The sequence below is a fragment of the Mesorhizobium sp. M7A.F.Ca.MR.245.00.0.0 genome, assembly GCF_003997415.1.
Classification (GTDB): Bacteria; Pseudomonadota; Alphaproteobacteria; order Rhizobiales; family Rhizobiaceae; genus Mesorhizobium.
In genome coordinates this window covers 98,949-123,677 of sequence record NZ_RZTE01000008.1, presented here as the reverse complement: position 1 = coordinate 123,677, position 24,729 = coordinate 98,949, and the positions used below count along the sequence as shown (strand labels likewise).

At 64.3% G+C, this 24,729-nt stretch carries 22 protein-coding genes; 17 read left to right on the top strand and 5 right to left on the bottom strand.

The window, feature by feature from the left end; all coding sequences use genetic code 11:
• Window positions 1-3: 3 nt before the first annotated feature.
• From EOB80_RS11935 to EOB80_RS11925, 3 genes are all read right to left on the bottom strand, one after another.
• Window positions 4-1,149, bottom strand: coding sequence for an efflux RND transporter periplasmic adaptor subunit (locus EOB80_RS11935; RefSeq protein WP_245463558.1), 1,146 nt, complete (start codon window positions 1,147-1,149; stop codon window positions 4-6).
• A gap of 363 nt (window positions 1,150-1,512) precedes the next feature.
• Window positions 1,513-1,701 carry a hypothetical protein gene (locus tag EOB80_RS11930; RefSeq protein ID WP_245466333.1) on the bottom strand — a complete coding sequence of 63 codons (189 nt, stop codon included), beginning with the start codon at window positions 1,699-1,701 and terminating at the stop codon, window positions 1,513-1,515.
• 170 nt (window positions 1,702-1,871) lie between these two features.
• Entirely contained in the window at window positions 1,872-2,546 is a 675-nt protein-coding gene (locus EOB80_RS11925; protein WP_127327739.1) for a hypothetical protein, read from the bottom strand.
• 211 nt (window positions 2,547-2,757) lie between these two features.
• On the opposite strand from EOB80_RS11925, the gene EOB80_RS11920 reads away from it, so the two are divergent.
• The 6 genes from EOB80_RS11920 to EOB80_RS11895 all read left to right on the top strand — a co-directional run bounded on the left by EOB80_RS11920 (window position 2,758) and on the right by EOB80_RS11895 (window position 10,437).
• Window positions 2,758-3,486 carry a response regulator gene (locus tag EOB80_RS11920; RefSeq protein WP_127327738.1) on the top strand — a complete coding sequence of 243 codons (729 nt, stop codon included), beginning with the start codon at window positions 2,758-2,760 and terminating at the stop codon, window positions 3,484-3,486.
• Window positions 3,483-4,724: an ATP-binding protein gene (locus EOB80_RS11915; protein ID WP_127327737.1), complete on the top strand. Its 1,242-nt coding sequence runs from the start codon at window positions 3,483-3,485 to the stop codon at window positions 4,722-4,724. Before EOB80_RS11920 ends, EOB80_RS11915 begins: the two co-directional genes overlap by 4 nt.
• Before the next feature lie 610 nt (window positions 4,725-5,334).
• Complete coding sequence (locus tag EOB80_RS11910; RefSeq protein ID WP_127327736.1) at window positions 5,335-6,501, top strand: acyltransferase; 1,167 nt, start codon at window positions 5,335-5,337, stop codon at window positions 6,499-6,501.
• Window positions 6,498-7,604, top strand: coding sequence for a glycosyltransferase family A protein (locus EOB80_RS11905; RefSeq protein ID WP_127327735.1), 1,107 nt, complete (start codon window positions 6,498-6,500; stop codon window positions 7,602-7,604). Before EOB80_RS11910 ends, EOB80_RS11905 begins: the two co-directional genes overlap by 4 nt.
• A gap of 4 nt (window positions 7,605-7,608) precedes the next feature.
• Complete coding sequence (locus EOB80_RS11900; protein ID WP_127327734.1) at window positions 7,609-8,643, top strand: glycosyltransferase; 1,035 nt, start codon at window positions 7,609-7,611, stop codon at window positions 8,641-8,643.
• A gap of 9 nt (window positions 8,644-8,652) precedes the next feature.
• The gene (locus tag EOB80_RS11895; RefSeq protein WP_127327733.1) at window positions 8,653-10,437 is read left to right on the top strand and encodes an ABC transporter ATP-binding protein; all 1,785 of its coding nucleotides are present in this window, start codon (window positions 8,653-8,655) and stop codon (window positions 10,435-10,437) included.
• Between the two features lie 283 nt (window positions 10,438-10,720).
• On the opposite strand, the gene EOB80_RS11890 is transcribed toward EOB80_RS11895, so the two are convergent.
• Both EOB80_RS11890 and EOB80_RS11885 read right to left on the bottom strand, forming a co-directional pair.
• The gene (locus EOB80_RS11890; protein ID WP_127327732.1) at window positions 10,721-12,187 is read right to left on the bottom strand and encodes a hypothetical protein; all 1,467 of its coding nucleotides are present in this window, start codon (window positions 12,185-12,187) and stop codon (window positions 10,721-10,723) included.
• Between the two features lie 233 nt (window positions 12,188-12,420).
• Entirely contained in the window at window positions 12,421-13,674 is a 1,254-nt protein-coding gene (locus EOB80_RS11885) for an FAD-dependent oxidoreductase (protein WP_127327731.1), read from the bottom strand.
• A gap of 433 nt (window positions 13,675-14,107) precedes the next feature.
• Between EOB80_RS11885 and EOB80_RS11880 the strand changes: the two genes are divergently transcribed.
• The 11 genes from EOB80_RS11880 to EOB80_RS11830 all read left to right on the top strand — a co-directional run bounded on the left by EOB80_RS11880 (window position 14,108) and on the right by EOB80_RS11830 (window position 24,724).
• Window positions 14,108-15,397 (top strand): imelysin family protein, encoded by a 1,290-nt coding sequence (locus EOB80_RS11880; RefSeq protein ID WP_127327730.1) that lies wholly within the window; start codon window positions 14,108-14,110, stop codon window positions 15,395-15,397.
• Between the two features lie 113 nt (window positions 15,398-15,510).
• Window positions 15,511-15,822, top strand: a complete 312-nt coding sequence (locus EOB80_RS11875) for a (2Fe-2S)-binding protein (RefSeq protein ID WP_023811421.1) — start codon at window positions 15,511-15,513, stop codon at window positions 15,820-15,822.
• On the top strand, window positions 15,788-16,273 hold the full coding sequence (gene bfr, locus EOB80_RS11870; RefSeq protein ID WP_013527914.1) for a bacterioferritin: 486 nt from the start codon (window positions 15,788-15,790) through the stop codon (window positions 16,271-16,273). Before EOB80_RS11875 ends, bfr begins: the two co-directional genes overlap by 35 nt.
• A gap of 12 nt (window positions 16,274-16,285) precedes the next feature.
• A complete protein-coding gene (locus EOB80_RS11865) occupies window positions 16,286-17,887 on the top strand; it encodes a di-heme oxidoredictase family protein (RefSeq protein ID WP_127327729.1) in 1,602 nt (533 codons plus the stop codon).
• Window positions 17,887-18,966 carry an imelysin family protein gene (locus EOB80_RS11860; protein ID WP_127327728.1) on the top strand — a complete coding sequence of 360 codons (1,080 nt, stop codon included), beginning with the start codon at window positions 17,887-17,889 and terminating at the stop codon, window positions 18,964-18,966. Before EOB80_RS11865 ends, EOB80_RS11860 begins: the two co-directional genes overlap by 1 nt.
• Before the next feature lies 1 nt (window position 18,967).
• The gene (locus EOB80_RS11855; RefSeq protein WP_127327727.1) at window positions 18,968-20,074 is read left to right on the top strand and encodes a DUF1513 domain-containing protein; all 1,107 of its coding nucleotides are present in this window, start codon (window positions 18,968-18,970) and stop codon (window positions 20,072-20,074) included.
• Window positions 20,075-20,169: 95 nt separating this feature from the next.
• Entirely contained in the window at window positions 20,170-20,847 is a 678-nt protein-coding gene (gene tsaB / locus EOB80_RS11850; protein WP_127327726.1) for a tRNA (adenosine(37)-N6)-threonylcarbamoyltransferase complex dimerization subunit type 1 TsaB, read from the top strand.
• Window positions 20,848-21,342: a ribosomal protein S18-alanine N-acetyltransferase gene (gene rimI / locus EOB80_RS11845; RefSeq protein ID WP_024503455.1), complete on the top strand. Its 495-nt coding sequence runs from the start codon at window positions 20,848-20,850 to the stop codon at window positions 21,340-21,342.
• A gap of 21 nt (window positions 21,343-21,363) precedes the next feature.
• Window positions 21,364-22,164, top strand: a complete 801-nt coding sequence (locus EOB80_RS11840) for a 1-acyl-sn-glycerol-3-phosphate acyltransferase (RefSeq protein WP_127327725.1) — start codon at window positions 21,364-21,366, stop codon at window positions 22,162-22,164.
• Window positions 22,165-22,238: 74 nt separating this feature from the next.
• The gene (gene miaB / locus EOB80_RS11835) at window positions 22,239-23,648 is read left to right on the top strand and encodes a tRNA (N6-isopentenyl adenosine(37)-C2)-methylthiotransferase MiaB (RefSeq protein ID WP_127327724.1); all 1,410 of its coding nucleotides are present in this window, start codon (window positions 22,239-22,241) and stop codon (window positions 23,646-23,648) included.
• Window positions 23,649-23,731: 83 nt separating this feature from the next.
• Entirely contained in the window at window positions 23,732-24,724 is a 993-nt protein-coding gene (locus EOB80_RS11830; RefSeq protein WP_023758127.1) for a PhoH family protein, read from the top strand.
• Window positions 24,725-24,729: the final 5 nt, after the last annotated feature.

The following is a 24,729-nucleotide window of genomic DNA, read 5'->3' as shown; positions in this document are numbered from 1 at the left end:
CTCTCAGTTCCCGGCCTTCGGGGCGTTGGCGGCCACTTCGGAGGCAGCTGGCACGGACGAAGAGGTCTGCGCGCGGTCCTTGACCTCGCCGGTCGTCTCGTCGATCGTCACTTCGACGCCCGTTGCGTCGCCGCCGGGGCGGACAAGCTGCAAGCCCTCGACAATGACGCGGTCGCCGTCTCCGACGCCTGAATCCACCAGCCAGTTGTTGCCGACGCTGTTGCGCACTGCGAGCACGCGTGTCTCGACTTTCCCTTGCGCGTTGATGACCATGGCAGTCGCCTCGCCCTTGGTGTTGCGGCTGACGCCGCGCTGCGGCACCAGGAAACTGTTCTGGGCAACGCCCTCCTCGACCAGCGCCCGCACATACATGCCGGGCAGCAGCAAGCGATCGGGATTGGGGAATTCGGCCCTGAGCGCGAAGGTGCCGGTGGTCTGGTCGACATTGGCGCCGGCGAATTCCAGCTTGCCGGTCTGCGTGTAGATGGTGCCGTTCTCGAGCTTCAGCTTGACGCTGACATTGGGGCCGCTGAACTTCAGCCGGCCCTCATTGATGGCCTGGCGCAGATTGAGCAGATTGGTGCTCGATTGTGTGACATCGACATTGATCGGATCTAGCGAACGGATGGTGGTGAGCAAGCTGTCCTGGTTGGCGGTGACGAGCGCGCCCGGCGTCAGCGACGACTTATCAATGCGACCGGCGATCGGCGCGGTGATCTTGGTGTAGTCGAGGTTGATGCGCGCGGTCTCGACACTGGCCTTGGCGGATGCAACATCCGCGTTGGCCTGCGCCAGCGTTGCCGCAGCATCGTCATAATCCTGTTTGGAAACAACGTTCTGCTTCAACAGGCCGGCATAGCGGTCGAACTTGGCCTGCGCGGTCGGCACCGCCGCTTCGGCCTTCTGCTGGGCTGCCTGCGCGCTATCATAGGCTGCCTGGTAGCTCGCCGGGTTGATGAGGTAGAGCGGCTGCCCGACCACCACCTCACTGCCTTCCTTGAACAGCCGCGCCTGGATGATGCCGTTGACCTGCGGACGCACATCGGCGGTCAGCGAGGCAGACGTCCGTCCCGGCAGTTCGGCTGTTATCGCCACCGATTGCGGGCGCAGCGTGACGACGCCGACTTCCGGTTTGCCGGGCGCGCCCATGCCGGCGGGGGCGCTGCCCTCCTGCGAGCAGGACGCCAGCAGAAAGGTAGCGGCGAACATCGCGGCCCAGGGCGCCAGATGGCGTGCCGAAAAACGAGGCTGGCTAGGCTTGGAAATCATGGCCTGGATCTTTCCCTGGAGTTGTGTACGCGTTGGCAATGGACCGCTTGGTCGAGGGGCATGCCGATCCATATGATGATAGGCCGCACCCGTCGGCGGGCGGCGACGAGCAATGCTTGGAAGCGGCTCATGTCGCGCTCCTTCTCGGCGGCCGGAGCTGCTCGAAAGTCGAGTAGCTGGCCTCGATGCCCACCAACATCATTATGCCGATCAGCGAGGACATGCCAAGCGCCTTGCCGGAGTTCACGCGATCTTGCGGTCATGATGTCCATGGTTGTCGAGCGGCTGCGAGAGCGGAAGCGACAGCCGCCAGGCGGCGAAGCGCAGGCGGATCGCGCCCTTCAGCGTGTCGACCGGGAGCGCCAGCGGCATATCGCATCCGGCAGGTCCGAACGAGAGCCTCGGGCTGGCGGACGCGAGCAGCCGCAGCATGATCATGGCTTCCCACACTATCGTGCTTCCATTGCATGGTTCGAATTGGCATTCGAACTGGACGTGATTGAAACGAGGGATGGCGGAGATACGCCCGCCATCCCCCGGAGAACCGGCCGGCCCGAGAACGGGTTGGGTACCGGGCCGGCCGGTGCAGTCGGTCAGAGTTGTCAGTCGTTCCCGGGCTGGGGCGAGAGCTGCCTGCCATCGTTGGGCAGGCCTCTGGGGCCGGCTGCATCGTTCGGCGGCCCGCCCCAGGGACCGGGGGGGGATCCATGGGGGCGTTCCGCCGAAGCGAGGACTTCGAGTTGTTCGGGCGTCAGCTTGGCACGCAGTTCCGCGATCGCGTCCTTCAGTTTACCGGCCGAAACCGCGCGGGCGGTGACATCGTCGGCCAGCTTTTCCTGGAACGCGAAAGGATCAGGCTTGCCGCCGGGACCCGCCGCGTCGGGACCCTTCGCTTCAGCACTACCGGGCCGCCCGTGGTCAGGCTGAGGCGGCGAAAGCACCGCCTGCAGCGCGCTGGTGTAGTCGCGCCAGGCGTCGAGTTGTTCGGTGCGGATGCCAACGCGGGTCTCCAGCGCGGCGAGCCGGGCGGCCAGCATGAATTCCGGCGGCGGACCCATGCGGCGGGGGCCAAAGCCCTGCGGGCCAAAACCCTGTGAGCCAGGCCGCATTGGTCCATGCGGGCCGGGTCCAGCCATCGGGCCGTGATCCAGGCCGTCCTGAATGGCCATGACAGGTGGCGGCTCGCCGGGTCCGGCGCCGGGATCGGGCTGCGCTGCCAGCGCGGGGTGAATTGCGGCGACGGAAAACAGGCCGAGCGCAAGAAGTCTGCTTCGCATAAAGATGTTCCTTTCTCTCATGCTTCGGACAGTTCAGAGGATAGGAAGCGTCTTTGTCCGCTTCGCGTCGGCGTGTTGCCGAAGGTTTCCGCAAAAGGGCAATTTGTTTCCGAATGTTTCCCTCGGGCCCCCGGAAACGTTCGGTTGCAATTTTCCATGCCGCTCGGGCGCGGCTCCTCCTATAATCGTGGCCAAGGCAAGGGCACGATTGATGCAGTCACAACCCCATATCCTCGTCGTCGACGACGACCGCGAGATCAGGACGCTTCTCCAGCGTTACCTCGACAGCCAGGGCTTTCGCGTCACGGCGGCGGCGGACCGGCGCGAATGCGAGCAACGGCTTGGCTCCGGCCAATTCGACCTGATCGTGCTCGACGTCATGCTGCCGGACGGCTCGGGGCTCGATATCTGCCGCGGCTTGCGCGACCGCAAGCCGCACACCCCGATCATCCTGCTGACCGCGCTGAAGGAAGATGTCGACCGCATCATCGGCCTGGAACTCGGCGCCGACGACTATCTCGGCAAGCCGTTCAACCCGCGTGAGCTCATTGCCCGCATCCGTGCCGTGCTCAGGCGCTCGGCGCCCGAGGAGGCGCCCGCCTCCCCGCGCGCGCGTACCTACCGCTTCGCCGGCTACAGGCTGGAGCCGGACACCCGCAAGGTGACGGATGCACAAGGCGTGGCCGTCGACCTTACGGGCGCCGAGTTCGACCTCTTGCAGGTGTTTCTCGACCGCCCCGGCCGGCTTTTATCGCGCGACCAGCTTCTCGACCTGACGCAAGGCCGCGAGCGCGACCCGCTCGAGCGTTCGGTCGATGTGCTGGTGAGCCGGTTGCGCCGGAAATTTTCGGACACCGGCGACGGGCCGCTGTTCAAGACCGTGCGCAATGGCGGCTACCAGCTCACCGCGCGCGTCGAGACCGTGGAGAGCCAGGCGTGAATTCGCTGCGCCGCCGTCTCATCCTGCTGCTGGTCGCCTCGATCGTCGGCGTCGTCGGCCTGGCGACGGCCGCCGTCATCAGCGTGCGCGGCGGCGGACCGCCGCCGGAACTGACCGTGCCCTGGATTGCCCAACAGATGGAACTGGTGGTGCGGCTTTTGCCGGGGCCGGTCCCCGACGTCCTGCGGGTGCAATTCGCCGACCATCCGGCGGGCGGCAAGATGGCTCGTGCGGAAACGGCGATGCTCAACGACATCCTGCACCGCCGTGGCCTCGACTTTCCGGCGGTCGTCAACGAGAAGGCGGACGAACCCGGCCAGATCGCATCGATGCACCTGCCTGACAACCGCTGGGCGATCATGGAGATGCCGCATCTTAAGCCGCCAAGGCGCGAATGGCTGGTCTTGGCCGGCTGGATCTCGCTGATCGTCGCCGGCGCCACGGCGGTGTCGGTCTATTTCACCTCGGTGCTGATCCGCCCGCTCGAGATGCTGGAGGCCGCCGTCTCCAAGATCGGATCGGACGGCGTGCTGGCGGCGGTGCCGGAAGTGGGCTCGGCCGAGGTCAAGGCCACCGCGCATGCGCTGAATCAACTCTCGTCGCGGCTGCGGACCGCGATGGAAAGCCGCATGCGGCTGGTCGCCGCCGCCGGCCATGATTTGCGAACGCCGATGACGCGCATGCGGCTGCGCGCCGAATTCCTCGACGACGAACGCGACAAATGGCTTCACGACCTCGACGAACTCGACCGCATCGCCGACAGCGCCATCCGCCTGGTGCGCGAAGAGGTGAACCAGGACGCCGTCGAAGCGGTCGACCTGGCAAAGACGGTGCGCGATATCGAAGCCGAGATGGCATCGCTCGGCCATGCCGTCTCGATCGGGCACCTGGACAAGGTTTGCGTGCGGGCCGGCGCGCTTGGCCTGCGCCGCGCCTTGCGCAACCTGATCGTCAACGCCGCCACCCATGGCAAGGCGTGCCGCATCGACCTGGCCGCAGCCGACAATCGCGCCGTGCTGACCATATCTGACCATGGCCCGGGCATACCCACGGAACTCCTGAACAAGGCGTTCGAGCCCTTCTTCCGCGTCAACCCCGGCCGCCTGCAATCCGTCCCCGGAGCCGGTCTTGGCCTCGCCATCGCCAAGGAGATCATCGAGCGCTACGGGGGCACGGTAACGCTGGAAAACCGCCGGGGCGGCGGGCTGGAACAGACGGTGGTGTTCGACGCGGTGTGACGGATGGCGGCCCACGGCAGATGCTCGCTCAGCCGAGTGACGGACGTTGCGTGCGGCAACCGACGAAAAAACGGCGACCATGCTGCACTGCGCAAAGCCAATGGCTCCAACTCATTTCTCCGCGGAACCAGGATCGAATCCATATAGCCAAACTATAGATTCCAAAATTTCTTGCGACTTCACAAAGAACTAGGCTCTCAAGCCAAGAGCTCCCCTCAATCAACCGGGGCGGGAATATCGGCACAATTTAAACGCCAAGGTTTAATTCTGAGGAAACTCGCCAGAAATGGCGAGAACCGGCCGGTTTTGTCAATTTTTAGCACTTGCTCACATAAGTATTTCAGCCGGGTAGATATTTTGTGTTGCGCTGCACAATGCCGTAGCCGAACGATGTCCTGGGGGGACTCGTTTGCGACTGGACATACGCCGTGGAGGATTCCGCCAGGTTGACCAGCTTGAGTTGTCCGTCCGTCGATTTCGAGCCCGGCCCGGCCGTGCTCGCAATGCGCAGATTTGCGGGTGTCTTGGCGGGTCTCGTCCGCCTTAGCCTGCCGCTCGAAACGGCCGGCTGGCGGCCTCATCGCGGATATCACGCCGGCGGAAGCCGCTGATGGGAAGCGCCCGTGACATCCAACTTGATGCGTTGAGAGCTATCGCCGTAACGATGGTGTTGTATTCCCATTTCTTCGCGGAGGGACCTTCGTTCTGGGGCCATATCGGTGTGCGGCTGTTCTTCGTGCTGAGCGGCTTCCTGATCACGCGCCTGCTCCTGGAGGCGCGCTCGGCCACCGAATTCGAAACCGGCCCGGCGCTGCGCTCCTTCTACATCCGGCGGATGTTGCGGATATTCCCACCCTATTTTGCCGTCCTGGGTTTCGTCTGGCTGGTCGACCTGGATCAGTCCAGGGGATCGCTGGTCTGGCATGCGCTTTATCTGTCGAACTTCTGGTATGCGCTGCACAATAACTGGAACCCTTGGGTGCTGGGCCATTTCTGGAGCCTGAGCATCGAGGAGCAGTTCTATCTTGCCTGGCCGCTGGTCGTCCTGCTGGCCCCACGCCGCCGCTTCGAGGCCATCTGCATCGCCGTCATCGCGCTGTCGCTGGCCTATCGCTTCTATTGGCCGATCACCGCCACGCCGACGCTGACGCGCGACCTGCTGCCGCCGGCATCCATGGATGCGCTGGCGTCGGGCGCGCTGCTTGCCTGCTGGCATTTTAGAGGCGCCGGCCTGCCGCACTGGATGCGGCTGGGCTGGCCTGCCTTCGCGGCCGCATTCCTTGTCATCGAGTGGTTAGTCCCGGAGCCCGCCGATCCGACACTGGAATGGGCCCGCTGGGTGCTGCGGGAAGTCCTGCCCCTGGTGCCGCTGATGGTCATCGTGGCAGCCTGTTCGCGCGGCCTTGGCGGCATCCTGGGCAAGCTTGCCGAACTGCCGCCGCTGCTTGGCCTCGGCCGCATCAGCTACGGCGTCTATCTCTATCATCCGATATTGCTGTCGCTCGCTGTCAAGGCGCAGCCCTGGATTCCGCTCAACGTCTCGGAGCAAGGGCCAGGGCGATTCCTGGTCGCAAGCGCCGCCACGATTGTCGCGGCCTGGATTTCCTGGGTGGTTTTCGAGAGGCCGCTCAACAGCCTGAAGCGCCACTTCCCCTATGTCGCCCGCGCCCGCCCCGCACAGGGCAGCCATGATGGCTGGCTCGCGACGGCGGCCGTCGGACCGCCCGATGGCCGCACACCGGCGCTCGAACTCCAGCGCACGGATGCAAGACGATGACCGCCGCGCCGCTCGTCTCCGTCCTGTTGCCGGTCTACAATGCCGGCCCCTATCTCGCCGCCGCGCTGGGAAGCATCCTGCGGCAGGATCACAGTCGCCTGGAGATCATCGCGATCGATGACGGCTCGACCGACAATTCGCTCGAGATACTCGAGCGATGCCAAAAGGCCGATAGCCGCATTTCGATCGTCTCGCGCGAAAACCGCGGCCTTGTCGCGACACTCAACGAAGGGCTGGCGCTCGCCCGGGGCGAACTGGTCGCGCGGATGGACGCCGACGACGTCGCCTATCCCTGGCGTTTGTCGCGCCAGGTGGCGCTGTTCGAGCGGCGGCCCGAACTGGGCTTCTGCGGCGCCGGCGTCGACATGTTGATCCGCGGCCGCATCGCCATCGGCAGGCCCGATCCGGTGTTCAAATTCGGCCGCATCCCTGTATTGGCGATGTTCTTCACGATCTTCATGCACCCGACGGTCGTCTACAACAGGAAGGTCATCGACGACAGCGTTCTCCACTACGACCCGATCTACAGGCACGCCGAGGATTTCGATCTTTTCAGGCGGCTGGCCGGCCGTTACCCGGCAGCCATGATGCCCGAAAACCTGGTCGTCTACCGCGTCCATCAGGCAAGCGTGACCAGCCGGCACGTCACGGAGATGCGCAGGACGCATTTGCGGATCGTGGCCGAGAACCTCGAGCGCGAGAGCCTGGCGCAGGCCACGCGGGACCTGCGCGACATCGGCGATACGGTCAGCCACGACACGGTCGCCCGTGCGGCCAGCTTCATCGTCGCGCTGGAGGAGGAAATCCGCTCGCTGCCGGCGGCGACGCGGCCGAGCTTCGAGGCTGGCGCGCTGAACCTGTTCTATTTCCTCTACCAGCTCGTCGCCGACAAAAAGCAGCCTGCGCTGACGCATGAATTGCTGACGCGGACCGCGAAATGGAACGCCATCCGGCGCCGCGAGCAATATGCGCTGCGGCCCGGCGCCTGGGCGCCCTGGCTCAGCCTCGCCTCGCTGTCGGCCGCCAGACAAGCCGATGCCATGGCGTACTTCTTCAAATCCGCGCCCGCCGCGGCGGTTCTGGCGTCTCATCGGTTGAGTTAAAGGCATGATCGTCAAAGCCCACCAAGCTCTGCAGCGCGATCGTTCGACGGCGCTTGACCCTGCCCCGACCGGTCGCGGCCGTGACCGATCGGCGCCGGAAGTCAGCTTCATCATCTGCACCCGCAACCGCGTCGCCGTGCTCGATGCCTGCATCAAGTCGGTGCAGGCCGCCTGCCGCGCACATGCCGGCTTCGCCGCCGAACTCGTGGTCGTCGACAACGGTTCGATCGACCGCACGGCCGAACGCCTGGCCAGCATCGCCGCTGCGTCGGACATTCCGTTCACGCCCGTTTGCGAGCCGCGCCCCGGACTGGCGGCCGCGCGAAACGCCGGGCTGCGGCGCGCACGCGGCCGTGTGCTGGTCTTCGTCGACGATGACTGCGCGCTCCATCGCGACTATTTGCGCGATCTGGAGCGACACTATGCGTCCGGGGAACAATGGCTCATCCGGGGCGGCCGTGTCGAGCTTGGCGATGCCAGGGATTTGCCGTTCACCATCAAGCGGTCGTGGGCGCGCGAGCGGCTGACGCCGGATGTTCATCCCGGCGGTTTCGTGCTGGGCTGCAACATGACGATGCACCGCGACGTCGCGGCCCGCATCGGCTATTTCGACGAACGCTTCGGCGCCGGCGGACCATTGCGGTCGGCAGAGGATACCGATTATCTCGTGCGCGCGATGCTGCTCGGCATCGCGGTCGAGTATGTGCCTGATATGACGATATTCCATCATCACGGCCGGCGGGATCGCAAAGCCATCGAAAAGCTGCACCGCGACTACAGCCTGGGCAATGGCGGGCTCTGCCTGAAGCATGTTCGCCACGCGCCCTGGCTGCTTCGCCATTTCTACTGGGCCGCAAGAGGGGCTATCAGGGAATTGGCGGGAGGACCCGCCTTCGATCGTGAACTCAACCTGCCGCACTGGCCGATCGTCGCCATGAATTTGCTCGGCGCGGCCAGGTTCGCGGTTCTCCTGCTGGCCAGACGGCCGCGGGCCGAGCCGGTGCGGCAAGACCAACAAGCCAATGCCCAGGCGAGGTGAAACGCTATAATGCCGATGCTGCCGCCAAGCCTGCCGATGCTGTTCCGGGCGTTCGGAAAGCGGCAACTGCGCCTGCTTCCGGCGGTGGTGGTACTCGGCCTGGTCAGCGCCGTCCTCGAAGGGTTCGGCATCGGCCTGATCATCCCGTTGCTGGGCATCATCATGGGACATGGGGATGCGGCCGGCATGGACGGCTTCTCCGCTGCCCTCCAGCATGTCGGATGGGGCCTGAGCGAGCGCGACCGGCTTGTGGTCATTTCGGTCGCCATCCTCGGCTCGATCGTCCTGAAGAACGTCTTCGCCTTCGCCAACACGCTGCTGACGACCTTCATCTCCGGCAAGGCAAGCCATTCCATCCGCAGCGCCTTGTCGGAGCAGCTGTTGCGGGTCGGCTACCCGTTCTTCCTGCGGCAAAGCCCCGGACGCCTGCTCAACATCATCTCCAACGAATCCTGGCGGGCCTCCGATGCGATCCAGATCATGCTGTCGGCCATCGTCAGCGCATCGGCCGCCATCATCCTCCTCGCTTTCCTGTTGTTGCTTTCGTGGCGCATGACGCTTCTGGTCACGCTCGGACTGGCGCTCGTCCAGATCGCGCATGCCATCCTCTCGGCCAATCTGAAGGAGCCCAGCCGCAGCGTCGCTTCGCGCAACGGCCATCTCGCCTCGCAGATGCTTCACCTTGTGCATGCCGGACGGCTGATCCGCATCTTCGGACAGGAGAACCGGGAAAAGGCGATATTCGACACGGCGTCGGATGCGGTTCGCCGCGCTTCCTTCGCGCTGCTCGTGCGCCAGGGAGCGCTGCCGCCGCTGACGGAGGTTCTCCACGCCATGCTGTTCCTGGCGGTGGTGATCGGCGCCTGGCTGGCGCAGGTGAGTTTCCCGCTGATCATCGCCTTCGTCATCCTGCTCTACAGGCTGCAGCCGCATATGCGGGCCCTGCAGGGGTCGTGGAGCCAGCTGCAGGGCCTGAGCGGATCGCTTGAAGAGGTGACATGGCTGCTGGATCCCGCCGGCAAGCCGCAACCGCCGCAAGGCGCCGGGCCGTTCCACGGCCTGCGCCAGGGCATCAAGTTCGACGATGTGACATTCACCTATTCCGGCACGGACCGGCGCGAGGTGGTGCTGCATGCGGCGACATTCGAAATCCGCGGTGGCCGCTCGACGGCGCTGATCGGCCGCTCGGGCGCCGGCAAGACGACGATCGTCAATCTCCTGTGCCGCTTCGTGGAACCGGACACCGGCAGCATCCTCGTCGATGGATCGCCGCTCGACCGGATCGACGCCAGCCAGTGGCGCCGCCACATCGCCCTGGCCAGCCAGGAACTGGAACTGGTCGACGGCAGTATTTTTGAAAACATAACCTACGGCCAGGATGCGGCGACAGCCGGCGATGCCGAGGCCGCCGCAAGACTGGCCGAAGCGCATGAGTTCATCGAAAGGCTGCCTCAGGGCTACGAGACCCTGGTCGGCTACAGGGGCGTCAACCTGTCGGCGGGACAGAGGCAGCGGATCGCCTTGGCGAGAGCCCTGGTGCGCGATCCCGATCTCCTCATCCTGGACGAAGCCACCAATGCGGTGGACGGTCTGTCGGAAGCGGCCATCGTCGAGACCTTGAAGTCGAGAGCCGGCCGCCGCACGACCATCGTCATCAGCCATCACCACAGCACCATCTCGTTCTGCGACGACGTGGTCATCCTGAGCGGCGGCCGCGTGAAAAAGCAGGCCCCTTTCGGCGCCCTGGCCTCGCTCAGCATGGACGAGCTCTACCAGCACGAACCGCTCGACTGAGAAGGCACCGGGACGGCCGCAATCTTTTCCCGGGCGTGTTTGAAGCCTCCGCCGGCTGGTCGTCGCAAAGGTTCGAATCAGAAGCTTGGGGAATTGCCGCTGGCACCTTCCGTGATCGCACCAATGCCGTGCGGGACCGAGGCGCGCTACCTTACCTGTGCGGTGGACCTGTCGATCCGCCTGGCCGGTGCCCCATTGGGCTTACTCTCCGGGTGAGGTGCCGGCCTCCCCATGCACAAAGACCTGAAGCGGCTCGCCTGAAGCCCTTCAGGCGCGACACGCTTTACGAAGCGGCGCCGACATTCCTGCGCATGCGCCGCCTGCCCGTCGTCCGTGCTTTCTTCGCCATCGCCCCGGCTATCTCGACCACGCCGTTCTCGGGCGGCCTGCCATTGGTGGCCTTGTGGAGCCGCTCATAGGGCAGCAGTTCCTTGATCCGGGCATTGAGCGAGGCGATTTCTGCTTTGAGGTCCTCGCATTCCTGCCTCTGCACGTCGAACTGTATCTGTTCGGACGCCTGTTGCAGCGTCAGTTGAGAAAGGTTGGCGTTCACCTTGGAAAGACTCATCTTGTCGCCTTCGCTCTCCTGGCTCAGCGCGGACAATCTTTCATCGGCGATCTTCTTTTCGGCCAGGGCGTCGTTCAATTCGCTCTTGAGCCTGGCGATCTCGCCTGCGGCTTCGCTGTTTTCGGTCGACACCTGCTCCAGCCGCGATTGCAGGTTCTGGATCTCCGAGCTCAACCCGCGCATTTCCGCCTGGCCGCGAGCCAGCTCGGCTTCCTTGTCGCCTTCCATCATGCGGGCCGCTTCGCTTGTTTCCGACAGCTTCGCCTGTGCGGCCTCGAGCGACTTCTGGAGCCGCATCTCCTCTTTCTCACTCTTGCCGAGCGCGGCCAGCAGCTCCGCCAGCCGCGCTGCTTCGCTGGCATGGATCGTCGAGAGCTCGTCGAGCCTGTGGCGCGCCTGCGATTCCCGCTTCAGCGCCTTGTCGAGTTCGATCGAGAGGTTGACGTGCTTTTCGCGCAGCATCTTGCTTTCGCGCAAGCGCCTGTTGGCCTCGACCGTCCTGGCGGTCAGCCGCTTGGCGATGTCGCCGAACTCCGCTTCGCGTTTGGCGCTCGCATTGGCTGTCTCCACCAGTTCCAGCCTCACCGCGGCCAGTGCCGTACGAAGCGTCTCCCGGTCCTGAATCAGGCTTGTCTCGCGCTGCTGCAGCGCTTCGAAAGCGCCTTCACGCTCGCGCAGTTTTTTCACCGCGTCGTGCAGCTTTTCCGACAGCGCCCTCTGTTCGGCGGCCAGGGCGGCATTGGCAACCTCCAGCTCGTTGGCGCGCAGGATGTCGCTGTGGAGGATGTTGAGGAATTCACGCGTCAGATGGTGTGAGGTGCCGATCTCCGACAGCTTGTCGTTGATCTCCTCCAGATAGTCCCTGGCGTCATGGAAGAGACCCTCGAAGGCGCTCAATGCAGCCAGCCGGGTCTGTGTATGGGCGGTCAGCCGTGGCGCGGTTTCGGAACTGTCCGCATCGCCCGCGGCGTCGGCCTTCCCGGCATTGTCGTCATTTGCCGCGTCGGCCTGGGGTGGCCCGCCATCGGCTGTCGCCTGGGCATCCGGCACATCGTCGCTCTCTGGCGGCACCAGGTCGTCGGCATCGAGACTTGCATCCAGCGCGTCCGCCAGATCGATCTGCAGGTCCTGGATCGCTTTATCCACGTCTTCAGCACGCTTGATCAGGCCTCTGAAGTTCATCACCAAACTCCCCTTACGCATACCTCGCTTCGAACTTAACAAATTGCTAATATATCCTTACATCCGCTGCTTGCGCAGGGGAAGCCCCGTCGGCACAAAGGTAAATTTGGGACATTTGGGGGGTTGGATGCTGCGAGCGACCAATGCCGCGGCAGGGAAAAGCGTGCAGCGCCGCTGACCCCACCCCGCTGCTTCGCAGCGACCCTCCCCACAAGGGGGAGGGTAAGCGGGGGCTAGCCCGCAGCCCTGGCAGGCTCATCCTGCTGAAACGCGGCCAGTGCAGCCTTCAGCCCTTCGGGACCCATGGCCACCGTCTGCAGCGTCGGCGAGAAGCCGGCGCCCAACATCTTGCGGCCAAGCATATGGTCGCCGGGACGGTTGACCGATTCGATGCCGAGCAGCCGGTCGCCGGCATAGTGGTAGATCGAGAATTTGTTGTCGGGCAGGTCGCCCAGCACGACATGGCTGTCGCCGCCGGCGGTCAGGCCGACCATCTGCAGCTTCATGTCGCCGATGTCGGACCAGAACCATGGCACCGCCGAATAGGCGTCGGCATGGCCCGATATCGTGCGCGCGGCAAGCCGCGCCTGGTCGGTGGCATTCTGCACCGATTCCAGCCGCACGTCGCCGCCGGTGAACCAGTGACGGTAGGAGGCAGCATCGCCAATAGCGAGAATCTCCGGCAACGACGTGCGCATCTGGTGATCGACGCGGATGCCGTTGGCGATGCTAAGGCCGGCCACCTGCGCCAGTTCGACATTCGGCACGGCACCAATGCCGACGATGACCATGCGCGCCGGCAGCCTTTCGCCTGACGAGGTGATGGCAGCCACGACATGACCGTTTTCGCCATCGAGCCTGGCGATCGAGGTGCCGGTGAGGATGCGCACGCCTGTCGCTTCCAGCCGTTGCCGGACGTGGCTCGCCACGACCGGCGCCACGGCGCGGCCGAGCAGCCGGTCCACGGCCTCCACAACTGTCACTGTCCGACCGGTGGCCCTCAATGTGGCTGCGATCTCCAGCCCGATGAAACCGCCGCCGAGGATGACGACTTCGTCGCTTTGCGCGCTGAGGTCGCGGATCAGCCGCGCATCGGCCAGCGAGCGCAGCGACAGCACACCGGACAGGTCGGCACCGGGCAGCGGCAGCGTGCGCGGGCGCGAGCCTGTCGCCAGGATCAGGTGGTCGAAGGCAAGCGTACCCCCGCCGGCAATATCCAAGCTGCGGCGTCCGGCATCGATGCGATCGATCCTGACGCCAGGCCGGTAATCGATGGCGCTGCCTGTGTAGAAGGCCTCGCCGCGCAAGGGTTGTGGCTTGGCCTCGGCATCCTTGATGAAGGTCTTCGACAGCGGCGGCTTGTGGTAGGGCAGTTCGTCCTCGTCACCGACGAGGATCACCGGCCCGTCATAGCCGTCCTCGCGCAGACTGGCGGCCGCTTGCACGCCCGCATGACCCGCGCCGACAATGACCACACCGTTCTTCATCGCACTCAATCCCGATTCTACCCTAGGATGTTCCGCCAGATGGCAATTGTCTGGCACCGCTGCAAGCGAGCTTTTGCGGGTCGCATCCGGGATGGCGGCTGTCAATCGCACAGTTCAGCGGCAAGACCGGTGCAGGAAAATGCATAAAGTTGACATTCGCAGTTTAGAATAATTCTAAAGTGTTGTTTCAATTGACTTTTCCTACGGATTGTCATTGACATCCGACGGTGTCGCAGCTTTATGGAAGCTCGCGCGTCAGCGCATCCCTTTAATGTCTGGGCCTTGAACCCTTTCGATTGGAGGCATTTTGGTGTCTTTCTTCCGCGAACCGCGCGATGGCGCGGCATCTTTTGCGCCCAATGGCCCGCAGATGGCCTGGCGCCGGTTGGCGTGCGCGCCGTTTACAGAATTTCCGAGAAACTGGAGAGTGATCATGACAGCACGATATGGCAGCAGGCTTGCGGCGATCGGCGCCACTGCCCTGCTGACGGCGGCGGTATTCGTGTTGCCGGCAAAGGCGGAAACCGATGCAAAGGCGGTCATCAAGACCTATTCCGACATCGCGCTGGCCAAATATGAGGATTCGCTGACCACCGCGCAGGCGCTCGATAAGGCGGTCGACGCGCTGCTCGCCACACCATCGGTGGAAACCCTCAACGCCGCCCGTGACGCCTGGAAGGCATCGCGCGTTCCCTACCAGCAGACCGAAGTCTACCGCTTCGGCAACAAGATCGTCGACGACTGGGAAGGCAAGGTGAATTCCTGGCCGCTGGATGAAGGCTTGATCGACTACGTCGCCAAGAGCTACGGGACCGAATCGGACGCGAACGCGCTCTACACGGCCAATGTGATCGCCAACAAGGAGATAGAGATCAACGGCAAGAAGGTCGATGCATCGAAGCTTTCGCCGGAATTCCTCTCCGGCACGCTGCAGGGAGCCGGCGGCATCGAGGCCAATGTAGCCACCGGCTATCACGCCATCGAATTCCTGCTTTGGGGCCAGGACCTGCATGGCACCGGCCCGGGTGCCGGCGAGCGCCCCTATACCGACTACGACCTCAAGAACTGCACCGGCGGCAATTGCGATCGCCGCGCCGAGTATCTGAAATCGGCCAGCGACCTTCTGGTTTCGGATCTTCAGGAAATGGTCGGCAACTGGAAGGAAGACGGCGCCGCCCGCAAGGCTCTTGTCGATGGTGAGCCGAACACGGCGATCTCGACCATCTTCACCGGCATGGGCTCGCTGTCCTACGGCGAACTGGCCGGCGAGCGCATGAAGCTCGGCCTGCTGCTGCATGATCCGGAAGAGGAGCACGATTGCTTCTCCGACAACACCTACAATTCGCATCTCTACGACGCCATCGGCATTCGCGCGGCCTATCATGCGAGCTACACGCGTCTCGACGGCACCGTCGTTTCGGGTCCCTCGGTGGCCGATATGGTGAAGGCGGCCGATCCGGCGATCGACAAGGAACTGTCCGACAAACTCGATGTTTCGGTCGCCAAGATGGAGGCGATCAAGGCGCGTGCACTGGCCGGCGAGGCCTATGACCAGCAGATCGCCGAGGGCAACGTTGAAGGCAACGCCACCGTGCGGGCGGCGATCGATGCGCTGATCGATCAGACCAAGTCGATTGAGCGTGCCGTCGGCTCCCTGAAGCTCAGCACCATCGCCTTCGAAGGGTCCGACAGCCTCGACGCGCCGGACAAGGTGTTCAAGTAAGGGCCGAAAGACAGGAGACTGATCCGGAGCCGGACAACCGGCTCTGGAACGGCCTCCGCTAGAAAATCAAGCCACACGGCGCGGGAGACGCCGTCAGCCAGCCGAGCAAGCCAATGCTGATTTGTCATTGCAATATCATCACCGAGAAGGAGATCGAGCAGACGATCGTCGGGCTGCTGGACCAGGATCCCTGGCAGTTGATCGTGCCGGCGAAGATCTATCATGCCATGCAAAAGCGCGGTCGCTGTTGCGGCTGCTTCCCAAATGTGGTGGAAACGATCATTCGGGTCACCGAAAATTACCACGCCCGCTCGGAGGCGAGCGGCGTGGATGTCGTTTCACACCTGGATCGCGTCAGAGGCCTGCGCGTCCAATACGGGAGCAGAATTCATGAAAGGCGATCCGCAGATCATCGAGCGGCTTAACGAGGCCCTTTTTCTGGAACTCGGGGCCGTCAATCAGTACTGGGTGCATTTCCGTCTGCTTGAGGACTGGGGATACGCCAAGCTGGCAAAGAAGGAGCGGGCGGAATCCATCGAGGAGATGCACCATGCCGACAAGCTCGTCGCCCGTATCATCTTCCTCGAAGGCCATCCGAACCTGCAGTCCGTGGCGCCGCTGCGCATCGGGCAGAACGTCAAGGAAGTGCTCGAATCCGACCTTGCCGGCGAATATGACGCCCGTACCGCCTACAAGCGCTCGCGCGAAATCTGCAACGACGCCGGCGACTACGTGACGATGAAGCTGTTCGAGGAATTGCTGGCCGACGAGGAGGGTCACATCGACTTTCTCGAGACGCAGCTCGACCTGCTTGCCTCGATCGGCGAGGAGAAATACGGCCAGCTCAACGCCGCATCGGCGGACGAGGCGGAGTAAGGGCATGCGGGAATGCGGCGCCTGCTAGAATTCGTGCGCCGCTCGCGGCGGGCCAATGGCTCGCCGCTCCTTCGCAAGACGTCAGCCGGATTGGCGCGTCGGCGTTGTGTCGTGCTGGTGTTGGCGCTTGCCTCTTCGGCGATGGCGGGTGATCTTCAGCCGGTCGGGCTCGCCACCACGCGCACCGACCTCAATGCGAAGGATCAGGCGCGCGTCATCGCCGTCACCAGGCCGACCACGGATTTTTCCAGGCCAGAGCAGTTCGAACTGATGCAAGGTGGCGTCGGCACGTCCCGAAAGGACGTCAGCCGCGATTCCTTCTCGCAATCCTCGGCCAACATCACCTTCGAGGAAGAGGGCGACTTCAAGCTCGGCAATGCCCTTTTCCGCAAAAACTGGGTGTCGTCACCGTCCTCGACGCAGGCGTCGGACGGGCTCGGCCCGCTGTTCAACGAACGTGCCTGCCAGAACTGCCATCTGAAAGACGGCCGCGGCCGCCCGCCGCAAGGCGACGCCGGCACCACGTCGATGTTCCTGCGGCTGGCCCGCGACGCCAGCAGCGTGGAAGAGAAGGCGGCGCTTGCCGACCACGAGGTGCTCAACTTCCCGGACCCGGTCTACGGCACGCAATTGCAGGAGCTCGCCGTACCCGGCCTGCCGGGTGAAGGCAGGATGCATATCGACTATCAGGAACGTAAGGTGGAGCTGACGGACGGCGCTGTGATCTCCTTGCGCAAGCCGAGCTATTCGGTTGACGGCCTTGGCTACGGGCCGCTTGACCCACGCACCACGCTGTCGCCGCGCCTGACCCCGCCGATGATCGGCCTTGGCTTGATCGAACAGATCGCGCCGGCTGATATTCTCGCCCACGCCGATCCGGACGACAGGGACGGCGACGGCATTTCCGGCAGGCCGAACATCGTGCGCGATAGCCTGAACGGAGAACTGACGCTTGGCCGTTTCGGCTGGAAGGCACAGACTGCGTCGATCCGCCAGCAGGCGGCGGACGCCTTTGCCGGCGACATCGGCATCTCGACGCCCGAAGAGCCGAAGCATTGGGGCGATTGCACTGCTGCGGAGGCAAAATGCCTCGACATGCCGAACGGCGTGCAGCAGCGTCTTGGCCCGGTCGAGGCGCCGCCGCCGGTGATGGATCTCGTCACCTTCTATTCGCAGAACCTGGCCGTGCCGTCGCGCCGCGACCTCGACCGGCCCGACGTGCTCGCGGGCAAAAAAACATTCTACGAGATCGGCTGCATTGCCTGCCACACGCCGAAATTCGTCACGCGCCGCGATACGCCCAACAAGGCGCAGGCCTTCCAGCTGATCTGGCCCTATTCCGACTTCCTGCTGCACGACATGGGGCCTGATCTGGCCGATGGCCAGGCCGTGGGAGATGCGACGGGCAATGAATGGCGCACGCCGCCGCTGTGGGGCATCGGCCTGACCGAGACGGTCAACGGCAATTCCTTCTTCCTGCATGACGGGCGCGCGCGCAGCCTGACCGAGGCGATCCTGTGGCATGGCGGCGAGGCGCAGAAAGCGCGCGACCGCTTTGCCGCCGCCAGTGCGACTGAGCGTGACGCGCTGCTCAAATTCCTGGAGTCACTGTGATGTTCAAGCGTTCTGCATTGTTTCTCGTTCTTCCGCTGGCCCTGCTGGGCGTTGTCCCTGCGTCTGCGGCGGTCAAAGCCTCCGATATCATCCAGCGCGCGATCGATGGCTTCGTCCGCCCGGCCTATGCCGGCCTGCACGAGCATGCGGAAGCCTTGACCGGATCCATGCGCGAGCTGTGCGTCACGCCCTCGCAAGGAGAACTCGATGCCGCACGCGCCGAATTCTCCGCCACCGTCTATGCCTGGTCGTCAGCCGAAATCATCGGCTTCGGACCGATCAAGGAGAACAACCGGCTGGAGCGCATGCTGTTCTGGCCGGATCGCAAGAGCATCGGCCTGAAACAGGTACAGGCGGCGCTGTCCGACAAGGATCCGACCGCGACCGATCCGGCACAACTGGCCGGCAAGAGCGTTGCCATGCAGGGGCTGGGCGCGCTCGAATTCGTTCTTTACGGCGACGGCGCCGATGCACTTGCCGGCAAGGATGATCCCTACCGCTGCGCTTATGGCACTGCCGTTGCCGGCAACATCGAAACCATGGCCGGCGAGGTCAGCGCCGCCTGGAACAAGCCGGACGGCTTTGCCGCGCTTTGGGCCAATCCGGGGGCGCAGAACCCGCTCTACCGCGACGGCAACGAAGCGGTGACGGAACTGGTCGGCGTCTTCATCAATGAGCTCGAAATGGTGCGCGACGTGCGCCTGAAAGGGTTTTTCGGCGGCAAGCCGGATGCGGACAAGCCGAAACAGGCAATCTACTGGCGCTCGCAAAACACCACCGCGTCACTGGCCGGCAATCTCTCCGGCATCGATACGCTGTTCCAGGCCTCGAAGCTGGGCGATGCCCTGCAGACCGATGCGCGCTGGATGGCCGAATCGATCCACATCCAGCTGGTCAACGGTGCCGCCACCGCCAAGGCGGTCAGCGGTCCAATCGACAAGGCGCTTGCCGATCCGGCGCTGCGTGACAAGCTCGATCATTTCGCGCTGATCACCTCCAGCCTGTCGGCCTTGATCGGCACCAGGCTGACCGCTGAATTCGGCCTGACCGCGGGCTTCTCCTCGCTGGATGGGGACTGAATTGAAAACCCCCCTGATAGATCGCCGCGATTTCCTGAGAGCTGCAGGCGTTGGCTTCATGGCGACGATGACGCCCTCGGCCTGGGCAACCACGCTTGTGGCCGACGCCGTCTTCGCCACGGCTTTCGTCAAACGCGACGGCAGCTTTGGCGCTGCCGTCCTGACCGAGGCCGGCAAGGTCCTGCATGCGATCGACCTGCCCGATCGCGGCCACGATGTCACCTTCGATCCCATATCGAAACGCTCGGTGGTCTTCGCGCGTCAGCCCGGCACCTTCGCCGTGGTTTTCGATCACTCGGGCCGTGACGCGCCGCTGACCATCGCCAGCATCGCCGGCCGGCATTTCTTCGGCCATGGCGTGTTCTCGGCCGACGGTGCGCTGCTCTATGCCACCGAAAACGACTTCGACAACGCCGCCGGCGTCGTCGGCGTCTACGATGCGCGGGCCAAATTCAGCCGTGTCGGCGAATTCCCGACCTATGGCGTGGGTCCGCACGAGCTTCTGCTCCTGGGCGATGGCAGGACGATCGCGGTTGCCAATGGCGGCATCGAGACCCATCCGGATTACGGCCGCGCCGAGCTCAACATTGCAACCATGAAGCCGTCCTATGTGCTGATAGACCGCGTCACCGGCGATCTTATCGAGAAGCACGAATTGCCGGCCGCACTGCATCAGCTGTCGATCCGCCACATGGACACCGATCGGTCCGGAAGCGTCTGGTTCGGCTGCCAGTACAGGGGGCCGGGCACCGATCGACCGTTGCTGGTCGGTCGCGCCGCGCGCGGCAAGGAGCTGCAGTTGCTGGACATGCCGCAGGACGTTTTGTCCGGCTTCCGCAACTACATAGGCTCGGTAGCCGCCAATCGGGCTGCCGGAACCGTCGCCGTTTCCTCGCCGGAAGGCAACTCGCTCGTCGTGATCGATGCGGCCAGCGGCCGGGTCGTTGCGAACAGCGCATTGGTCGAGGTCTGCGGCGTGGCGCCCGATGGAACCGGCTTCATGGCCACCACCGGCGCCGGTGAGATCGTCGAGGGCAGCGGTGCGACACGCTCCGAACCGGACTATGTCTGGGACAACCACATGCTGCGTATCGAACAGGCCGCATAGGCTACAAGCGAAGCCGCTTAACGAATTATGCACTATCCCCTTGCGGTGGCGGGCCGTGGCGGGCACAGGGAATTGTTTTTCGAACCGGTTGCCTCATGAAATTGCTTGCCATCGACTGTGCCGCCAACCTCTGCGCCGCTTGCGTCTATGACGCGACGGCGAAGCAGGAGCTTGGCCATCAGGTGCTCGATCTCGGCAAGGGCCATGCCGAGCAACTGATGGCGGTCATCGCCGAAGCGCTGGAGGCAAGCGCAACCGACTATGCAGGTCTTGGCGCCATCGCCGTCTCTGTCGGCCCCGGTTCTTTCACCGGTCTGCGCGTCGGCGTCTCGACCGCGCGTGGCCTGGCGCTGGCGCTGAAGATACCGGCAATAGGGGTGACGACACTGGAGGCGCTGGCCGTCGAAGCAGCAGCGGCATTTCCCGGTCGCGCCGTGCTGGCGGCGCTCGATGCCGGCCGTGAAGAGATCCACGCGGCCTTTTACGACGAAAGGTTAGTTTTGACTTACGGTCCGGCCGCGGCCACGCTGGCTGACGTGGTGGCTATGGCGAAGGAAACGTCTCCGGTGCTTGCCGGCACCGCGGCAGCGCTCATCAGCGCATCGGCCGGGCGCGAATTCGATGTCGGCCCTCGGACAGCCACCGCCGACATTGTCACCTACGCCCGCCTGGCTGCCGCCAAGGGCGCAGGCGAACGGCCGAAACCACTCTATATGCGCGGCGCCGACGCCAAGCCGCAGGCTGGCTTTATTCTATCAAGGCAAGAAAGATAAATGCGCATACCTTTTCTCCAACCACGCCGCCGGGACTACGCGCTCGAGCCGCTGAGGATCGCCGACAGTCCGGCGGTCTCGCTGCTGCATCGCGAGGACTTTGTCCGCCCCTGGACCGATGGCGAATTCGCCGCCCTGCTCGAACAGGACACCGTGTTCGGCTATGCCGCGCGCGAAACCGGACAGGGCTCTAAGCCGCCCGTCGGCTTCGTGCTGGCGAGGCTTGCGGCAGGCGAGGGCGAGATCCTGACCGTCGCGGTGGCGCGATCGCATCGTCGCCAGGGGCTGGGCTGGCAATTGATGGACGCGGTGTTGCGCGAACTGCACGCGCAGCGCGCCGAAGCGCTGTTCCTCGAGGTCGACGAGACCAATGTCGCGGCGATCGCGCTTTATCGTCGGCTGGGCTTCCGCGAGGTCGGCAAGCGGCCGAATTACTACAGATCGGCCGAACACGGACCGACCGGCGCGCTTGTCATGCGCCGCGATCTTCGCTAGCGAGACGGCCGGGATGGGGCGATGATCAAGAAAATCAGGATTTTCCTGGCGCTGGGCCTCGTTGTCGCCGGTTCGTTGGTCCTCGTGCCGCTACAGATCCTGTCGATGAAGACTGGCTGGTGGCCGGAAACCTTCATCCTCAAGGTCTGGCACAGGCTGATCCTCAGGGCGCTCGGCATGCGCATCCATGTCAAGGGAGCGCTGTCCGACAAGCGCCCGCTGCTGGTTGCGTCCAATCACATCTCCTGGACCGACATCATGGTGCTCGGCTCTTTTGCCGACGTAAAGTTCATCGCCAGGGCGGATATGGAAGGCTGGCCGCTGATCGGCATGCTGTCGAAGCTGCAGCGCACCGTCTTCATCGAGCGCGAGCGCAAGCGTTCGTCGGGCGACCAGGCAAGCGAGATTGCCAGCCGCATGGCCAAGGGCGATGCGATGGTGCTGTTTGCCGAGGGCTCGACCGGCGACGGCAATATGGTCCTGCCGTTCAAGAGCACGCTGTTCGGCGCCGCCTCGATGGCGATTTCCGAAGGCGCGGCGGAACAGGTGTTCATCCAGCCGGTGGCGATCGCCTATACGCGTCTGCACGGCGTGCCGCTCGGCCGCCGGCATCGCCCGCTTGCCGCCTGGATCGGCGATGAGGATTTGATGCCGCATCTCAAGGTTCTGCTGGCGGAGGGCGCGCTCGACGTCGAGGTGCATTTCGGCGAGGCAATCGCCTTTTCCAAGGGTTCGAACCGCAAGGAGACGTCGAAACTGATGGAAAGCCAGGTGCGTGAAATGATGCAGGCGGCGCTTGCCGACCCGCGGCCGAGCCGGTAGCTCCGGCACGCTCTTGCTGGCGCGGGCCGAGAATCGTCTGTTTTTTGTCACGGAAAGGCGTTAGAAGCCGCCTTATGGACTTGAACACGATAGAAAGCGACGACATCGGCACTACGGCTGGACAGCCGGCGGTGCTTCCCGCGGGAGCGAGAAAAGTCTTCATCAAGACCTATGGCTGCCAGATGAATGTCTATGATTCACAGCGTATGGCCGATGCGCTGGCTGCCGACGGCTATTCCGCGACCGATGCCATTGGCGAGGCCGACCTGGTGCTGCTGAACACTTGTCATATCAGGGAGAAGGCGGCCGAAAAGGTCTATTCCGAGCTCGGCCGTATCCGCGACATGAAAGCCGAGCGTGCCCTGGCCGGCCGTGAGATGCTGGTCGGCGTCGCCGGCTGCGTGGCGCAGGCCGAAGGCGCCGAGATCATCCGCCGTTCGCCGGCAGTCGACCTGGTCATCGGTCCGCAGACCTATCACCGGCTCCCGGACGTGCTGGCGCGGGTGCGCGGCGGCGAAAAGATGGTCGAGACCGACTACGCCCTCGAGGACAAATTCGAGCACCTGCCGCAGCCCAAGCGCGCCGAGGTCATCAAGCGCGGCGTCACCGCCTTCCTCACCGTGCAGGAAGGCTGCGACAAGTTCTGCACCTTCTGCGTTGTGCCCTATACAAGGGGCTCCGAGGTCTCCCGGCCGGTGGCGCAGATTGTCGCGGAGGCTGAGCGCCTGGCCGAAGCCGGCGTGCGCGAAGTGACGCTGCTCGGCCAGAACGTCAATGCGTGGCATGGCCAGGGCGGGAGCGGTCAGGAGTGGGGGCTTGGCCGCCTGCTGTTCAGGCTGGCCGAAATCCCCGGGCTGGCGCGTTTGCGCTACACCACCAGCCATCCGCGCGACATGGACGACGAGCTCATCGCCGCCCACCGCGACCTGCCGGCATTGATGCCCTATCTGCATCTGCCGGTGCAATCCGGCTCCGACCGCATTCTCAAGGCGATGAACCGCCGGCACACGGCGAGGGATTATCTGGCGCTGCTCGACCGCATCCGTGCAGCGCGGCCTGACATCGCGCTTTCCGGCGACTTCATCGTCGGCTTTCCCGGCGAGACCGAGGCGGATTTCGAGGCGACCATGGAGCTGGTGCGTCAGGTGAATTACGCCTCGGCCTTTTCGTTCAAATATTCGCCGCGTCCCGGCACGCCGGGCGCCGAAATGGCCGATCATGTGCCGGAAACGGTCAAGGACGAGCGCTTGCAGAGACTGCAGGCTCTGCTTGTGAAGCAGCAGCAGGATTTCGGTTTGAGCCTCGTCGGAACCACCATCGACACGCTGATCGAGAAGCCCGGCCGTCAGGCCGGCCAGAAGGTTGGCCGCTCGCCTTGGCTGCAGCCGGTTATTGTTGATGAAAAGGCCGGCGAAATCGGTGACATTATCCAGGTGCGAATCACGAAGACGGGCTACAACAGCCTGTTCGCCGAATTGGCCTGAGGGTCTCGGCAGATGAGGAGAGACGGTTGAGCGCAGCAGAGCTGAAGAACCTGCCCCCGGTACCGGCATCTGGGGCTTCTGACATGGCGCACATCGTTCTGACTTTCGACAACAACAAGCTTGCCAGCGCCCTTTATGGTCAGTTCGACGAAAACCTCGCCAGGCTGGAGCAGAAGCTTGGCGTCGACATCCGCTCACGCGGCAACCAGCTGACCATCAAGGGTTCGGCGTCGGCCGCCGAGCAGGCGCGCCGCGCCCTGGACAACCTCTACGGCATTCTCCAGAAAGGCGTCGATATAGGCCAGTCCGACGTCGACGGCGCCGTGCGCATGGCGATCGCCGCCGACGATCAGCTGACCCTGCCGACGCTGGAGCGCAAGGGCAAGGTTTCCGCCGCCCAGATCGCCACCCGCAAGAAGACGATCTATGCCCGTTCACTCAACCAGGACGCCTATATGCGGGCGCTGGAACGGTCGGAACTGGTGTTCGGCATCGGCCCGGCCGGCACCGGCAAGACCTATCTGGCGGTGGCCCATGCGGCGATGCTGCTCGAGCGCGGCATGGTCGAGCGCATCATTCTCTCGCGGCCTGCGGTCGAGGCCGGCGAACGGCTGGGCTTCCTGCCCGGCGACATGAAGGAGAAGGTCGATCCCTATCTGCGGCCGCTCTATGACGCGCTCTACGACATGATGCCCGCCGACAAGGTCGAGCGCGCCATTGCCGCCGAAGTGATCGAGATCGCGCCGCTCGCCTTCATGCGCGGCCGCACGCTGGCGCATGCCGCCGTCATCCTCGACGAGGCGCAGAACACCACGCCGATGCAGATGAAGATGTTCCTGACGCGTCTGGGCGAAAATTCGCGCATGATCGTCACCGGCGATCCGACCCAGATCGACCTTCCTTCGAATACCAAATCGGGACTGGTCGAAGCCTTGCGGGTGCTGGACGGCGTGGCGGGCGCGGTCACCGTGCGCTTCAACGACGGCGATGTGGTCCGCCATCCGCTGGTGGCGGAAATCGTCAGGGCCTACGACCGGGACGCCAAGCTGGCACGCGGCCTCGGCGCCGAGAATTGATGTTG

Excerpts from the sequence above, each read along its gene's own strand:
- EOB80_RS11935 (WP_245463558.1), bottom strand. The coding sequence starts at position 1,149 with ATGGGCGCGCCCGGCAAACCGGAAGTCGGCGTCGTCACGCTGCGCCCG.
- EOB80_RS11930 (WP_245466333.1), bottom strand. The coding sequence starts at position 1,701 with ATGCTGCGGCTGCTCGCGTCCGCCAGCCCGAGGCTCTCGTTCGGACCT.
- EOB80_RS11925 (WP_127327739.1), bottom strand. The coding sequence starts at position 2,546 with ATGCGAAGCAGACTTCTTGCGCTCGGCCTGTTTTCCGTCGCCGCAATT.
- EOB80_RS11920 (WP_127327738.1), top strand. The coding sequence starts at position 2,758 with ATGCAGTCACAACCCCATATCCTCGTCGTCGACGACGACCGCGAGATC.
- EOB80_RS11910 (WP_127327736.1), top strand. The coding sequence starts at position 5,335 with ATGGGAAGCGCCCGTGACATCCAACTTGATGCGTTGAGAGCTATCGCC.
- EOB80_RS11905 (WP_127327735.1), top strand. The coding sequence starts at position 6,498 with ATGACCGCCGCGCCGCTCGTCTCCGTCCTGTTGCCGGTCTACAATGCC.
- EOB80_RS11900 (WP_127327734.1), top strand. The coding sequence starts at position 7,609 with ATGATCGTCAAAGCCCACCAAGCTCTGCAGCGCGATCGTTCGACGGCG.
- EOB80_RS11895 (WP_127327733.1), top strand. The coding sequence starts at position 8,653 with ATGCCGATGCTGCCGCCAAGCCTGCCGATGCTGTTCCGGGCGTTCGGA.
- EOB80_RS11890 (WP_127327732.1), bottom strand. The coding sequence starts at position 12,187 with ATGAACTTCAGAGGCCTGATCAAGCGTGCTGAAGACGTGGATAAAGCG.
- EOB80_RS11885 (WP_127327731.1), bottom strand. The coding sequence starts at position 13,674 with ATGAAGAACGGTGTGGTCATTGTCGGCGCGGGTCATGCGGGCGTGCAA.
- EOB80_RS11880 (WP_127327730.1), top strand. The coding sequence starts at position 14,108 with ATGACAGCACGATATGGCAGCAGGCTTGCGGCGATCGGCGCCACTGCC.
- EOB80_RS11875 (WP_023811421.1), top strand. The coding sequence starts at position 15,511 with ATGCTGATTTGTCATTGCAATATCATCACCGAGAAGGAGATCGAGCAG.
- bfr (WP_013527914.1), top strand. The coding sequence starts at position 15,788 with ATGAAAGGCGATCCGCAGATCATCGAGCGGCTTAACGAGGCCCTTTTT.
- EOB80_RS11865 (WP_127327729.1), top strand. The coding sequence starts at position 16,286 with ATGCGGCGCCTGCTAGAATTCGTGCGCCGCTCGCGGCGGGCCAATGGC.
- EOB80_RS11860 (WP_127327728.1), top strand. The coding sequence starts at position 17,887 with ATGTTCAAGCGTTCTGCATTGTTTCTCGTTCTTCCGCTGGCCCTGCTG.
- tsaB (WP_127327726.1), top strand. The coding sequence starts at position 20,170 with ATGAAATTGCTTGCCATCGACTGTGCCGCCAACCTCTGCGCCGCTTGC.
- rimI (WP_024503455.1), top strand. The coding sequence starts at position 20,848 with ATGCGCATACCTTTTCTCCAACCACGCCGCCGGGACTACGCGCTCGAG.
- EOB80_RS11840 (WP_127327725.1), top strand. The coding sequence starts at position 21,364 with ATGATCAAGAAAATCAGGATTTTCCTGGCGCTGGGCCTCGTTGTCGCC.
- miaB (WP_127327724.1), top strand. The coding sequence starts at position 22,239 with ATGGACTTGAACACGATAGAAAGCGACGACATCGGCACTACGGCTGGA.
- EOB80_RS11830 (WP_023758127.1), top strand. The coding sequence starts at position 23,732 with ATGGCGCACATCGTTCTGACTTTCGACAACAACAAGCTTGCCAGCGCC.